Annotated in this window: 12 protein-coding genes; 3 read left to right on the top strand and 9 right to left on the bottom strand. The window is 46.6% G+C overall.

All coding sequences use genetic code 11. The annotated features are described in order from the left end of the window. Window positions 1–18: 18 nt before the first annotated feature. Complete coding sequence (locus E8M12_RS13705; protein ID WP_136736830.1) at window positions 19–966, top strand: glycoside hydrolase family 43 protein; 948 nt, start codon at window positions 19–21, stop codon at window positions 964–966. Window positions 967–1,078: 112 nt separating this feature from the next. Next, window positions 1,079–3,439 carry a glycoside hydrolase family 127 protein gene (locus E8M12_RS13710; protein WP_136736831.1) on the top strand — a complete coding sequence of 787 codons (2,361 nt, stop codon included), beginning with the start codon at window positions 1,079–1,081 and terminating at the stop codon, window positions 3,437–3,439. 113 nt (window positions 3,440–3,552) lie between these two features. On the opposite strand, the gene E8M12_RS13715 is transcribed toward E8M12_RS13710, so the two are convergent. The 9 genes from E8M12_RS13715 to E8M12_RS13755 all read right to left on the bottom strand — a co-directional run bounded on the left by E8M12_RS13715 (window position 3,553) and on the right by E8M12_RS13755 (window position 14,021). After that, window positions 3,553–4,557, bottom strand: a complete 1,005-nt coding sequence (locus tag E8M12_RS13715; RefSeq protein WP_169303147.1) for a glycoside hydrolase family 43 protein — start codon at window positions 4,555–4,557, stop codon at window positions 3,553–3,555. 114 nt (window positions 4,558–4,671) lie between these two features. Continuing rightward, window positions 4,672–5,643 (bottom strand): galactofuranose ABC transporter, permease protein YjfF, encoded by a 972-nt coding sequence (gene yjfF / locus E8M12_RS13720; protein ID WP_136736833.1) that lies wholly within the window; start codon window positions 5,641–5,643, stop codon window positions 4,672–4,674. Continuing rightward, window positions 5,643–6,734: an ABC transporter permease gene (locus E8M12_RS13725; protein WP_136736834.1), complete on the bottom strand. Its 1,092-nt coding sequence runs from the start codon at window positions 6,732–6,734 to the stop codon at window positions 5,643–5,645. The genes yjfF and E8M12_RS13725 overlap by 1 nt, the downstream gene beginning before the upstream one ends. Continuing rightward, window positions 6,735–8,237, bottom strand: a complete 1,503-nt coding sequence (locus E8M12_RS13730; protein ID WP_136736835.1) for a sugar ABC transporter ATP-binding protein — start codon at window positions 8,235–8,237, stop codon at window positions 6,735–6,737. A 53-nt stretch (window positions 8,238–8,290) separates the two neighbouring features. Next, window positions 8,291–9,187, bottom strand: a complete 897-nt coding sequence (locus E8M12_RS13735) for an ABC transporter substrate-binding protein (RefSeq protein WP_281277722.1) — start codon at window positions 9,185–9,187, stop codon at window positions 8,291–8,293. Between the two features lie 105 nt (window positions 9,188–9,292). Beyond that, window positions 9,293–10,354: an aldose epimerase family protein gene (locus E8M12_RS13740; RefSeq protein ID WP_136736837.1), complete on the bottom strand. Its 1,062-nt coding sequence runs from the start codon at window positions 10,352–10,354 to the stop codon at window positions 9,293–9,295. A 21-nt stretch (window positions 10,355–10,375) separates the two neighbouring features. Next, window positions 10,376–11,146, bottom strand: a complete 771-nt coding sequence (locus tag E8M12_RS13745; RefSeq protein ID WP_136736838.1) for an SDR family NAD(P)-dependent oxidoreductase — start codon at window positions 11,144–11,146, stop codon at window positions 10,376–10,378. A gap of 54 nt (window positions 11,147–11,200) precedes the next feature. Then, window positions 11,201–12,937 carry an IlvD/Edd family dehydratase gene (locus E8M12_RS13750; RefSeq protein WP_136736839.1) on the bottom strand — a complete coding sequence of 579 codons (1,737 nt, stop codon included), beginning with the start codon at window positions 12,935–12,937 and terminating at the stop codon, window positions 11,201–11,203. Between the two features lie 370 nt (window positions 12,938–13,307). Continuing rightward, a complete protein-coding gene (locus E8M12_RS13755) occupies window positions 13,308–14,021 on the bottom strand; it encodes a FadR/GntR family transcriptional regulator (protein WP_136736840.1) in 714 nt (237 codons plus the stop codon). 256 nt (window positions 14,022–14,277) lie between these two features. On the opposite strand from E8M12_RS13755, the gene tal reads away from it, so the two are divergent. Continuing rightward, window positions 14,278–15,231 carry a transaldolase gene (gene tal, locus E8M12_RS13760; protein WP_136736841.1) on the top strand — a complete coding sequence of 318 codons (954 nt, stop codon included), beginning with the start codon at window positions 14,278–14,280 and terminating at the stop codon, window positions 15,229–15,231. Window positions 15,232–15,238: the final 7 nt, after the last annotated feature.

The raw sequence follows: 15,238 nt of genomic DNA on the forward strand, positions 1-15,238 counted from the left end.
CTAACACTGGAGTAACAAGTGACAATCCTTACCCCTTTAATTGAGCAGCGTGCCGACCCTTTCATTTATAAGCACACGGATGGATATTATTATTTCACCGCATCGGTACCTGCTTACGATCGCATCGAACTCCGTCGTGCAAAAACCATCGCCGAATTAGCGACGGCGGAGACCTTTGATATCTGGCATAAGCCGGAAACCGGACCTTATTCGGATCTGGTATGGGCCCCGGAAATCCATTTTAATCAGGGAGCCTGGTATGTCTATGTTGCCATTGCCCCGAGTCGCGAAATTAAAGACGATTTATTTCAACATCGAATGTATGTGCTGCGCTGCACCGATGCGAATCCATTAACCGGACAGTGGGAATTTCTCGGCCAACTGGACACTGGTATCGACACCTTTTGTTTAGATGCCACGACTTTTAGCCATCAAGGCCAGCTATATTACCTGTGGGCGCAAAAAGAAAATGGTATCACCGGCAACAGTAATCTATACATTGCGAAAATGGATACTCCGGACAAAATTAGCTCAGCTCCGGTGATGCTGACAAAGCCAGAATTACCATGGGAGATTAAGGGTTTCTGGGTAAATGAAGGGCCTGCGGTATTAAAACGTAATGGCAAAATTTTTATCAGTTATTCTGCCAGCGCTACCGATGAAAACTATTGCATGGGATTGCTAACCGCTGACGAAAATGCCGATTTACTTGACCCCAAAAGCTGGCATAAAGAGCAGCAGCCGGTATTTTCCAGTTGTTATGAACATGGGGTTTATGGAGCCGGACACAATAGCTTTACTAAAGCGGAAGATAACGATACCGATATTTTGGTATACCACGCCAGAACCTACACCGAAATTGAAGGTGACCCATTATGGGATCCGAACCGTCACACCTATGTAAAAGAGGTTCGCTGGGACGAAAACGGCATGCCGATTTTTGGAAAGCCATCAATTCAGGAATAAACCATCATAATAGCCTTCTGCTGTGAAGGTAAGATTTGCTCGCGCAACCCAAGTGGCCCCTGGTAATTTATTATTTAGGGGCTTTTTTGTCATAAAAAATAAGCCAATAATAATGAAAAAATTAGTACTCAAGGTGTTGTTATTTGTAGCGTTCAGCTATAGCTCAATTTCTGTAGGGACACCGCTACAAGCCATCCCACTTACGGATGTCAGGATCACCGATGGACCGTTCCTGCATGCTCAGCAAACCAATTTATCCTATTTGTTAGCGATGGATCCAGAACGCTTATTAGCGCCCTACCGTCGTGAAGCGAACCTGCCGGTTAACACAGAAAGTTATCCTAACTGGGAGAATACCGGACTCGACGGTCATATTGGCGGTCATTATCTGACCGCCCTGTCACTGATGTATGCTTCGACCGGTGATAAGGAAGTATTAGCCCGCCTCAACTATATGGTGGCTGAACTAGCCAAATGTCAGCAGCAACACGGTAATGGCTATCTCGGTGCCGTCCCTGATGGCACTCGCATTTGGAAAGAAATCGCTGCAGGTAACATACAAGCCGACTTGTTTACCTTAAACCAAAGCTGGGTACCCTGGTATAACCTGCATAAAGTATTTTCCGGCCTCAGGGACGCCTATCTTTATACGGATAACCAACAAGCCAAAACGATGCTCATTGAGTTTAGCGACTGGATGCTAGCCTTAAGTAATAAATTGAATGACCAGCAACTGCAAACCATGCTGCGTACAGAATACGGTGGACTAAATGAGACTCTGGCTGATGTTTATCAAATCACTGGCGAGCAGAAATACCTCACCCTAGCCAGGCGTTATACTGACATGTCTTTATTGACCCCATTGTTGGCTCAGCAGGATAAGCTCAATGGCCTCCATGCCAATACGCAAATACCCAAAATCGTTGGCGTTGCCCGCATCGCCAGTCTGGCAAACGATCACAGTTGGCTGGCAAGTGCCGATTATTTTTGGCAGCAGGTGGTAACTAAACGCAGTGTCAGCATTGGCGGCAACAGTGTGCGCGAGCACTTCCATCCCAGCGAAGACTTTTCCAGTATGGTCAAGGATGTGGAGGGGCCGGAAACCTGTAATACCTATAATATGCTCAAGCTTTCAAAACTTCTTTATCAGCAAAAAGGCGAATTAAACTATCTCGACTACTATGAACGGGCACTGTTTAATCACATCTTATCCTCTCAGCACCCCGTCCACGGTGGGTTAGTCTATTTTACGCCGATGCGTCCCAATCACTACCGAATGTATTCAGCCGTATCTGAGGGAATGTGGTGCTGCGTCGGTTCGGGGATTGAAAACCACTCTAAATACGGCGAAATGATATATAGCGCCGGGGATAATCAGTTCTATATCAACCTGTTTATCGATTCGCAGGTAAACTGGGCTGCTAAAAATATTAGATTCTCACAAACAACCGCCTTTCCTGACTCCGATAGTAGCAAAATTGTCATTCACGATAGTGGTAAGTTTGCACTCAACATTCGGTATCCGGCATGGGTAAATCATAATATTGAATTATCGGTTAACGGCAAACCTGTAGCTATCTCCGCCAGGCCGGGACAATACATTACGCTCGATCGAGAATGGCAGGCGGGTGACGAGATCAATGTGCGTGTTCCCATGCAAACCACGCTTGAACAACTTCCGGATCAGTCAAATTATTACTCAATTTTGCATGGTCCCATTGTTCTGGCCGCCAAAACCCTGCCCTTTGCTAACGAAACCTTAAATTTCATTGCCGACAGTTCGCGAATGGGCCACATTGCCCAGGGTCCACTGTGTGATCTAACCGAAGCGCCTTTGTTTATCAGCGATGGCGACTCTTTTTTGCAACACATCAAACGTACCGATAGCGAGAAACTCAGGTTTTCTACCACAGATGCCAGCATGAACCAGTCGGCGCCACTCGAGTTAATACCATTTTTCCGTTTACATGACAGCCGCTATACCCTGTATTTTCCTCAGGTAAATGGCAAAGACTGGCAGGCACAAAAGCAACAACTTCAATTAGTCGCCCAACGCGAAAAGGCCCTGGCTGAAAACACTCTGGATGTTATTGCTCCGGGACAGCAGCAACCGGAGGCGGATCACTTTTTTGAAGGGCAAAACAGTGAAGCTGGTATTAATGGCCGCAGGCACTGGCGCCATGCCCATGATTGGTTTAGTTACCGATTAAATACCAAAGGTGAGACAAACCCTGTGCTACGGCTTACGTATTTTGGCTTAGACAAAGATCGACGTTTTGATATTCTGATTGACAATAAACTGCTGACTAGCGTGTCATTAAGCGGTGACAAAGGAGCAACGTTTTACAGCGTTGACTACCCTATTCCAAGCCATTTATTGCCAACCGACAGCCATTACCTTCGCATCACGTTTAAAGCACACAAAGACTCCATTGCCGGGGGTCTGTATGGCATTCGATTATTAAAACACTGACCCCAAAAAAAAACCATCTGCTAAGCAGATGGCTTTTTTTAACTCTCTGATTTACCGATTCCCTTACCGCGACCTGTAATCAGGCGTCCCTTGCCTCTGGCATCTACCTGGCTTTAATCACCGCGATTATTGTGAAACTCAGGAAAACCGTCTTGCGTCCAGGTTATTTGCCGATATCGGGTATGACGATTTCCATCCGTCAATGGCGTTCCCTGCAGTTTTTTATAGTCACGGGCATGATAAATCATCATATCCGTTTTGCCATCTTCTGCCAGGGTAAAACTATTATGTCCCGGTCCAAACCGAAACAAGGATTCGTTGGTTGTGAACACAGGTTCAGGCAATTTATGCCAACTTGCGGGGTCGAGTAGATCAGCATTTTCATCGGCCCAAAGTAAACCCATGGCGTAACGATGATCGGTAGCACTGGCCGAATAAGTAATGAATATTTTACCGTGTCGCTTTAAAACCGCCGCTCCTTCATTGACCTTAAAACCCCGCTCCTCCCAATCGTATGTCGGTTCAGCAATGTAGACTTCTTTACCCGATACCGCGTTTGGCGAATCGAGCTCAGCCAGCACCAGGCCGCTGTTATAACTGCGTGCATCATCCTGCTGAGCCCAAACCAGGTATCGCTTTTGACCATGGGTAAAACTGGTGGCATCGAGAGAAAACGTATCACGGGCGGTTACCAATCTACCCAGCTCAGTCCATTGTCCCTGCATAGGATCCGTGGACGTGTTTTGCAAAACATACATGCGAATTGAAAACGGTGCTTCCTGTTTTCCCGCAGCAAAGTAGATATACCAGGCTCCATCGATACGATGTAACTCTGGCGCCCAGATATTGGCACTCATCTCACCGCTGGGATGTTGGCGCCAGATAACTTGTTCGTTTGCTTCACTCAAACCATCAATGGTGGCGGATTGTCGCAAAATAATGCGGTCAAATTCCGGTACCGAAGCGGTAAAGTAGTAATGCCCGGACTCGGACCGATAAACCCAGGGATCGGCTCGATTAAGCACCAGGTTTGCTTTTCGATTGACGCTAAGGGAGTCCTCCGCATGGACCCCGGTAAGCGGCAAACACAACATCAATGCAACAGTCCAGAGCAACATCGATATTGGTCTGCTGACCAATGAGCAGAATGTACGAAAATACGATATCAAAGAGTTTTGCATAAGCGCTCCTGTAAAAAACCCAGTGACCATTATGGTGACTGGGTTTCGTTGTTAGTGACTAGTAATTGTTTTTGCTGGTTTGCCATTAAGGCCTTTTTGCAGGACGATAAAGAAAAACAACAACAGACCAATCACAATTTTGGTCCACCAACTGCTGAGGCTGCCATCAAAGCTTATATAGGTTTGTATGACCCCCATTAACAGCACACCCAGTATGGTACCTGCTACAAATCCGCGGCCGCCGGTCAGTAACGTACCTCCAATCACGACTGCAGCTATCGCATCCAGTTCAACCCCTACTGCCGCCAGTGCGTAGCCTGAGAAGGTATAAAAGGTGAATACAATACCCGCGAGAGTCGCCAGGAAACTGCTCGCCGCATAAATGGTGATGGTCGTTCGTTTTACCGGCACGCCCATCAGTTGGGCGGAATGCTCATTACCCCCTAATGCATAAATATTGTTCCCCAGGCGACTATAATGCATCAGCAAAATTGCCAGCAGGAACACAGACGCAAATATGAGAGTGCTCAGATCGAGCCAGGCAGCACCAGGCAGCTCAAAGCCAAAGTCTGCGACAAAATCGTAAAACGGGTGATCAATCTCCAATGACTGTTCACTTAACGTTGTTGCGAGTCCTCGGGCCAGAAACATACCGGCCAGGGTTACGATGAAAGGCTGTAGTCGATAGCTGTAAATAATCGTACCCATAAGCGCACCAAACAAAGTACCTGCCGGCAGGATCAGGGCAAATGCTGCCAATGGATGCCATTGATACTGGGTAATCAAAACGCTTGTGGCAACGCCGCTTAGTGCGATCACCGCCCCTACCGACAAGTCAATGCCGCCAGAGATAATCACCAGGGTCATACCGATGGCGGTGATCATCAAAAATGCATTGTCACTGAATAAGTTCATTACCACCCGGGAGCTGGCAAAACCATCAAACTGCATTGAGCCAATCAAAAAAAGTACCATCAATAATGACGTGGTGATCCATAAAGGCAAATAACGTTGTTTAAACATTACACATCTCCCCTGGCGCTGATTCGCAATAACTGTTTGCATTGATTTCTAAACTTCTCCGATTGCAGCAACAGGACAACCAGGATCACGATAGCCTTGATCAGCAGATTAAATTTTGCCGGTAAACCACTGACAATAATGGTTGTCGCCAGCGTTTGGATAATTAACGCACCAATGATAGAAAGCGCCAGTGAAAACCGGCCGCCGGTCAGTGCCGCACCACCAATAACGACTGCCAGGATTGCATCAAGCTCAAGCCACAGCCCAGCGTTATTCGCATCGGAGCCTTGAATGTCTGCAGTGGCGATCATGCCCGCCATAGCCGCGCACAATCCCGCCATTGCGTATGCAAATAATTTAACGTGTCGGTCATTAATCCCCATGTATCGACTGGCACTGGCATTACAGCCTACGGCTTCGATAAACAGACCCAATGCGGTACGCCGGACCAGTAGCTGGCAAAATAAAAGCGTGGCAATAACCAACCACACTGGCATTGGCAGGCCGAGCCAGTTGCCAACGCCAATGGCGCTGAACGTATCATTTTGAAAGGTGACAATCTGTCCCTGATTGATCAGTTGCGCAACGCCTCGTCCGGCAACCATCAATAACAAGGTGGCAACAATGGGTTGAATCGATAAGTAACTTACCAACGCCCCATTGATAACACCGGCGAGGATACCTGTGCTCAGGCCAATAATGATGACCGCGAAAACACTGATATCGGTTATCAGTAAATTAGCGCACACGGCACCAACAATTGCCATGACTGCGCCAACGGAGAGATCGATGCCGCCGGTGGCAATTACCAGACTCATGCCAATGGCCAACAACGCCACTGGGGCACTGCGATTTAAAATATCAATGAGAGAGCCGTAGAAACGTCCATCCTGGTACGATATTGAGAAAAAGCTGGCATCTAACAGTAAATTTACTGCCAACAATAACGCCAGCGCACAAACCGGCCAGATATAACGGCCAACACTGTTACTTTTCCCTGCCTGATAGCGAGCTGCCTTAGCCTCAGCCAGGTCTTGCTCTGATAGTTTATGATCTGCACCTGCAGATACTGTTTGTATTGAATCTTTCATTTACCCCTCCGCGATGGCTTGCATCACGTGTTGTGATGTCAGCTGCTGACCTTTGAGTTCGGTCACTTTTTTTCTATCGCGTAACACCACAACTTTATTCGCAAATGCGACTAATTCTTCGAGCTCTGACGATGTCACCAATAATGACATCCCTTCATCACACAACGACTTAATCAGCGCCAGTATTTCGGCATGAGCGCCAATATCGATACCTCGTGTTGGTTCATCCAGTGCCAATAAGGTTGGTTCAACCGCTAACCAACGCGCCAGAATCACCTTTTGTTGATTGCCGCCACTGAGTTGGCCAATAGGTTTGTCAGCATCCGGCGTGGCAATTTGTAGTTTATCGATATAAAAGTCGGCGAGGGTCTGTTGCTTCGTTTTAGACAGGTAGCGCCACCAGCCCAGTTTCGCCTGGAGTGCCAGAATGATATTTTCGCGAATCGAAAGTGGTGCGATGATACCATCCGTTTTCCGGTCCTCTGGACACAAAGCTATACCAGCGTGTATCGCGTCGCTGGGCTGCGACAGCTGTAAAACTTTACCGCCAAGGCTAATGCTACCGGACGATAAGGTGTCGATACCAAACAAGGCGTTACAGACTTCGGTTCGACCCGATCCCAGCAGGCCTGCAAGGCCAATCGCCTGGCCTTTGGGTACTTCCAGGTCAAACTCCTGAATTGAGCCTTTGGCACTGACATTGCTGAACGTTACGGCATTTTCGTCATCGCCTGCCATGTGCTTATCGTCAGGATTTGAACGGCGAGCTGTTAGTTGTTGCAACTCTTTACCTAACATCGCCTCAACCAGTTTCGTTTGCGGTAGTTCGGCGGTTAAATACTCACCAACCTGTTTACCATTGCGAAGTACGGTAATGCGGTCACTGATTTGATATACCTGATCAAGGAAATGGGTGATAAAGACAATGGCAACCCCCTGTGAGCGAAGTTGCTCCATCACTGCGAACAAGGTTTGCACCTCTTCGGCATCAAGGCTCGCCGTCGGCTCATCAAGCACCAGGACTTGGGCAGACATAGCAACGCCCCGGGCAATGGCAACTAATTGCTGCACCGCTACCGAATACTTTGCCAGATCAGCATTAACATCAATATCTAGCTTAAAGCGGCTTAACAATTGTTCTGCTTGCGTTGTCATCGCCTTATGGTCAATCAAGCCATATCGTTTGGGTTCGTGGCCTAGAAACAGGTTGTGGGCAACCGATAAATTAGGGAGTAAGTTTACTTCCTGATAAACGGTGCTGATCCCCATTTTCTGGGCCGCGATTGGGGTGGCAAACTCATGCGCAACATTGTCGATGATGATTTCACCAGCAGTTTTCGATTCGGCTCCTGTCATCACTTTGACCAAGGTCGATTTACCGGCACCATTTTCGCCAAGTAATGCATGCACTTCGCCAGCAAAAATCCGAAAATCGACGTTTTCCAGGGCCTTTACGCCAGGGTACCGCTTACTGATATGTTTTAATTCTAAAACCGGCTGCATAACATCCCCATGGTCTTAGTTAATAGAGAGTGCGATTTATTCACGAGTTTCCCCTACTGCAAGCGTCGTTTTTGGTATTCCGCTGCAGCGGTATCCTGGGTAAAGAGGTCACCGGTGGTGCTGATCAGCTTTTGAACTTTTTTACCGGCAAGGTGAGCTTCAATCGCGTCAAAAGACGGACCACCCAGATGAGGACTCAGTTCTACGGTTGCGTTTGCTTCACCTTCAGCCATGGCCTTAAAATAATCAGGAACCCCATCAACCGAAACAATTAAAATATCAGTTCCTGGTTTCAAGCCCGCTTCTTTTATGGCCTGAATTGCCCCTAATGCCATTTCGTCATTGTGCGCCCAGACCGCACAAATGTTCTTGCCACCCTGCTCCGCTTTTAAAAAGCTTTCCATTACTTCTTTACCCTTGCTGCGGGTAAACTCTCCGGTTTGACTGCGGATAATTTTACTTTTTGGAAATTTTGCCAGCACCCGGTTAAAACCTTTGGCCCGGTCGATAGCTGCGGTCGCCCCTACTGTCCCCTGTAATTCGGCAATCGCGCACTCACCCTTGGTTTGGGCCATTAACCAATTGGCAATTTTTTCGCCTTCTTCTTCAAAGTCGGAGGCGATACGGGTCAAAAATAACGATTGCTGCTTTACTTTAATATTGCGATCAACGATCACAACCGGAATACGTGCACGTTTTGCTTCCCTGAGCACTGGCTTCCAGCCGGTTTCAACAACCGGCGCAATAATGATGCCGTCAACGCCCTGAGCAATAAAACTGCGTACGGCTTTGATTTGATTTTCCTGCTTTTGTTGCGCATCGCTAAATTTCAATTCGATGCCTCTTGCTTGTGCCTGTGCCTTTACCGATTCACTGAAACTGGTGCGCCAACCACTTTCTGAGCCAACTTGGGAAAACCCTATGGTAGTGGCGGCGACCTTATTTATCATAAGTATTGATATAGATAATATAATAATACGAATATGCATTGTTGTTACCTTTGCTATGTTCGCGTTTTAACGCGTTAGTTTTAATTTATTGTTGGAAGTTATTAATTAGGATGACGATGGAAGGTTTAAAAAACGGTGTATCGTGGTTTGCCGGTATTCTTCACCTTTATTGACAATAATATTGGGAAAATGACCGTGATTTACTGCATCCGGATAGCCATGGGTTTCCAGGCACAGGGCGGCATGCTTGTTTAATGGTTTGCCATTAATGCCCGGCAACGAACCATCTAAAAAGTTACTACTGTAGAACTGAACTCCTAATTCGGTAGAGTAAATTTCCATGCTACGGCCCGATTTCGGATCAGTTAAACTCGCCATTTTCTGTAAAGACTTATCGTTGTCGCGATCAATCACAAAGTAGTGATCGTAACCATTTTCAAGCTGCTGAATATCCTCACCAATCGCCTTACCCTGGCTAAAATCAAATGCTGAGCCAGCCGTAGGCATGAGTTCACCGGTAGGTATTTGCTCCTGATCCAATGCTAATACGTTACTCGCTGGCAGTTGCAAGGTCTGCTCGAGCACATCGTCGACGTGGGTGCCGGCTATATTCCAATAGGCGTGATTGGTAAGACAAACGGGAGTGCTTTGATCGGCGATTGCCTTATACGATAAGATCAATTCATTATTATTGGTCAGGCGATATTCTAACTCGATATCAAGATTGCCAGGAAAGCCCTGATCTTTGTCGGCACTGGTTAAGCGAAACGTTACCGCTGCATCCTGGTCGCTCAACTGAGTCTCATATGCCCAGGTACGGGTACTGATGCCACCGGGCCCACCATGCAATTGGTTTTGGCCTTCATTAGCAGTAAGTTTATAGTCCTTTCCCTGATGTTGATACGACGCTTTAGCAATGCGATTCGCCACCCTGCCAGCGGTAACCCCGAAATAATATGGGTTATTTGCCCAGTCGCTAAGATTCTGATAATTCAATACAAAATCAATTTTTTGGGTAGAGTTATCAAAGCTTGCGGCCCAGATGCTTGCTCCTAAATCCGACAAGGTAACCGACAAGCCATGGCTATTGGTCAGTTTAATCAAATTTACAGGAGCTGTTAGCGCATCGTCACTCAATACTTGTTCACTAATTGACAGGTTTTTCATTTCTATATTTTTTATTCCAGGTTAGATCCAGCCACCATCAACAATAAAGTCCTGTGCTGTACAATGTTTACTATCTTCAGATGCCAGAAACAATGCCATTGCGGCAATGTCTTCTGGCATCACGTAATCCTTGATACATTGATTTTCTTCAATTTTCTTCATGGTATTTTCATTAATCCAGTGACTCAGCTGCCGTTCAGTCATGACCCAACCCGGAGTAATGGTGTTTATGCGAATTTTATCTTTGCCCAGGTCTTTGGCCAGGCCCCGGGTCAGGCCGACGACACCGGCCTTGGCGGCCGAATAGCCTGCTAACCCTTCGTGGCAGTCATGCCAGCACATGGATCCCATATTAATGATGGAACCGCCGCCTAGTTTTTGCATTTGCGGCTGTATTGCCTGAATCGCAAAAAAATAATGCCTTAGGTTGGTGTTAATACGCTCATCCCAATACTCGGGGGTAATTTCCTGGACATGATGACGAGTATCACTGGCAGCGTTATTCACTAAAATGCTAACTCCACCAAAATTTTCATCGATATCCTTGATCACTTGACGAAGCTTGCTGATGTCCAATAAATCCGCCTGGTAAAATTTTACCCTGGCATCCGGGAATTCCTGATTCAGCCTGTCCACCAATTTAGTCGATGGTTCAGCGAGAATGTCGATAAAGCAAACTCTGGCTCCCTGCTCCGCAAACGCTTCAACCAAACACGCGCCGATGCCAGTGCCGCCACCGGTAATCAATACGTTTTTGCCACTAAGGCTTGGGTAACGATTAGTTAATGCCATAACAAACCCGATAAATACTTAAAACGTTCATTATAAAACAGAAATCAATGATTTTTAATGCGAATGTGGAGGCACCTCAGCACCTCGGCATCCAACTAAAAAGTCAAAATCACAGCCTTCATCAGCTTGCAGTACCCTTTCCCGGAACAATTCCAGATATCCGCCACTGCGCACATTCAGTTGCTGCGACTCGAGGTGTTCTATCCGCCGCGCCAGTTCATCTTCGTTGATGTCGAGTCGCAATGTTCCCGCAAATGCGTCCAACTCAATGTAATCACCATCCCGGACCGCAGCTAACGGACCACAATCCATGGCTTCAGGTGCTACATGCAATACCACAGTACCAAATGCGGTTCCGCTCATTCGGGCATCGGAAATACGCACCATATCAGTAACGCCTTGTTTCAGTAATTTTGGCGGTAACCCCATATTGCCCACCTCGGCCATTCCCGGATAACCTTTCGGCCCGCAATTTTTTAACACCATGACACTCGAGGCACTGATGTCTAAATCCGGGTCATTTATGCGCTGTTTATAATGATCAAAACTCTCAAACACAACGGCTTTACCACGATGTTTGAGCAGGTGTGTACTTGCCGCCGAGGGCTTGATAACCGCCCCTCTCGGTGCCAGATTTCCGCGTAATATGCGAATACCACCATTGGCAAATATCGGGGTCTGAAAAGGCTTGATGACCGCATTATTGAAGCACTTGGCTGCTTTCACATTATCCCAGATAGTATGGCCATTAACGGTCATTGCATCGCCAGCCAATTGGTTATTTTCGGTTAACGTGCGCAACACGACAGGAAGCCCGCCGGCATAATAAAAATCTTCCATCAGATATTGTCCTGACGGCTGAAGATTCACTATCGTTGGTATGTCGTACCCATGACGCCAATCTTCCAGCGATAACGATACGCCGACCCGCCCAGCAATCGCCTTTAAATGAATGACCGCATTGGTGGAGCCACCGATCGCGGCAACCGTCTTAATTGCATTGATAAATGCATCTTTGCTCAGTATCTTCGACAGTTTTAAATCTTCACGCACCATCTCGACAATGCGCATGCCTGACATATGGGCGAGTACCCGGCGACGCGAATCAGGTGCAGGGATAGCGGCATTCTGTGGCAAACTGACCCCTAAACTTTCAACAATGCATGCCATTGTTGACGCTGTGCCCATGGTATTGCAGGTACCTGTTGAACGTGACATTGACGATTCGGCACTTAAGAACTCATCTAATGTGATGTTGCCCGCTTTGAAATCTTCATGGGTCTGCCACACTAAAGTACCTGAACCAACATCCTGCCCCTGGTGCTTACCGTTTAGCATCGGGCCACCGGTCACAACGATGGTCGGTAAGTTACAACTTGCAGCCCCCATCAGCAGAGCCGGGGTGGTCTTGTCACAACCTACTAACAGAACCACGCCATCGATCGGGTTGCCACGAATGGCTTCTTCCGTATCCATGGCTGCCAGGTTGCGAGTTAACATTGCACTTGGGCGCAGATTCGATTCACCATTGGAAAACACCGGAAATTCGACTGGAATACCACCAGCTTCGCGCACGCCGTTCTTCACTTTTTCGGCCAATTCACGTAAGTGGCCATTACAGGGCGTTAATTCTGACCAGGTGTTACAAATGCCAATAATCGGCTTGTTATCAAAATGATGATCAGGAATCCCTTGGTTTTTCATCCAGCTACGATACATAAAACCGTTTTTATCGTTGCTTCCAAACCAGCTCGCGGATCGCAATTTAAGCTTTTTACCTTCGCCACTCATGACTTTCTGCCACTAAAATCAATTAATACTACAATAACACTAGAGCAATATTCATTACAATAAATGAAAAAACTTAATTCATGCAGGCAGTAAAAATCGGATGCAAATAGGTCTTTGCAGAATCTAAGGATGGAAGCTCAATCGACGCGTTTTTGCAATCTGGCAGACATAACTTTATCAGCAAGGTTGCTGCTGGCTGACAGCAAGTTGAATGAATATCAATGGGCTTGCAGATGTCGCCAGAGCCATCTGGTTAATTGGCAACAGACTTACAGGCTCAGGCGATAATAATAGAAGGGGAATGGCTATGGTGATTGGCGCTTTTGAGTCACTCGGTGATAGCGATAACAGTACAGATAGATTTCTGAATTTATCGCTCCAGTGCCTCTTTTACCGATTGCTCCGATTCGTCAAGTAACACTAACATCTGCTGCTCAGCACCGTCAGCATCTTTATTGGCAATCGCTTGATAGATTGCCTTATGGCCAGGCAGCGCGTCAATGTATTCTTGTTCGGTCGAGCTACTTAGCTTAAAAATGCCAGCTAACGCGGTTTGTATGGTTTTGCCAAGCGAAATAACAAACTCATTGTTTGTCGCTTCCAGAATAGTCATATGAAATTCTAAATCGCTGGTAAACACGTCATCCGTACCTATCGAGGCTTTTTCCATTTTCTCATAAGCTTCGGCCAACTGAACTACCTGCTCTTGGGTCCGATTTTGCGCCGCCAGTTTTGCCGCTGCAGGTTCAAAGATTCCACGGATCGCAAACAGGGAGTGATAAAACTCTATCGAGGGTTCGGTCCTGAAAAACCATTCCAACACATCAGAATCAAACATATTCCAATGTTTTTTTTCTGTGATTCGGGTTCCCAGCTTCGGCCTGGATTCAATCAACCCTTTCGCAGTCAGGGTCTTGAACGCTTCGCGCAGAGCAGTACGCGACACTCCTAACTCTTCCCCTAAATTCGTTTCATTAGGAATATAGTCCCCTGGCCGGTACTCGCCGCCGACGATACGGGCACCCAGTTCGCCGGTGACCCATTTGTGAATGCTTATCGGACGGTTACTTTTGGTATTGGCCATAGTGCTCCTCGTTTAACATTGTTAGTTCCACCTGTTGCGAGGCGAAATACATTGTTACTACAATAACATTAATTAGTATTTAATTGTTTCATTAAATCACATTCCCGTAATTATTCTACTATTTTATCCCAATAAATCAGCACCTTTGCTTAATTTTTAAGCTTTTTTGTGAAAACCAAAACGGAATACTTTAAGGTACTAGTTTATTCGTGTTATCATACTACAAATAAAAAATAACATGATGATAAGGCTTGATATGAACTTACTCGAACAGCTCAAAAAGGTCACCGTAGTCGTGGCAGACAGTGGTGATGTAGACTCCATCAAACAGTTAAATCCTACGGATGCTACCACCAATCCATCGTTAATCTTACAGGCAGCAAAGTTGCCTCAATATCAACATTTAGTTAATGACGCTATCGATAAAGCCGGCAACGATATTGATGCGATTTGTGATCAACTTATCGTCAATTTCGGCTGTGAAATTTTAAAACACATTCCCGGTAGAATCTCTAGCGAAGTCGATGCCCGTTTATCATTCGATACTCAGGCCAGCATCGACAAAGGTCGAAAATTAATTGAATTGTACCAACAAGCCGGGGTTAGCAAAGACCGGGTATTGATCAAGCTGGCTTCAACCTGGCAAGGGATTAAAGCCGCTGAACAGCTGGAAAAAGAAGGGATTGCCTGTAATCTCACCTTGTTATTCAGCATGCCTCAGGCGATTGCTTGTGCCGAAGCGAATGTAACCCTGATATCTCCTTTCGTGGGTCGCATTTTAGATTGGTACCGTAATGCCGAAGGCCAGGATTTTATCGGTGCTGACGATCCTGGGGTGCAATCGGTCACTGCGATATACGACTATTACAAGGCCAATAACTACAACACGGTAGTGATGGGAGCCAGTTTCAGAAATATATCGGAAATTATCGAACTGGCTGGATGCGATTTATTAACCATCTCGCCTGCCCTCCTTAACGAACTGCAGGCAACAGAAGGTTCCCTGGTCACAAAATTATCGGCTGATCGCCCGACAACCGCACCTGCAGTCAAAGGAGAAAAATTAAGTCAGCAGCAATTTGACTGGCTCCTCAATGAAAGTGCCATGGCAACCGAAAAATTGTCGGAAGGTATTCGCAATTTCGCCAAAGACCAGCGCACACTCGAAAGCCTAGTTGCCAGCCTCTTAAAAGAAGCTGTTGCCTGCTAGCAATACA

This window comes from Thalassotalea mangrovi (genome assembly GCF_005116735.1).
Classification (GTDB): domain Bacteria; phylum Pseudomonadota; class Gammaproteobacteria; order Enterobacterales; family Alteromonadaceae; genus Thalassotalea_A; species Thalassotalea_A mangrovi.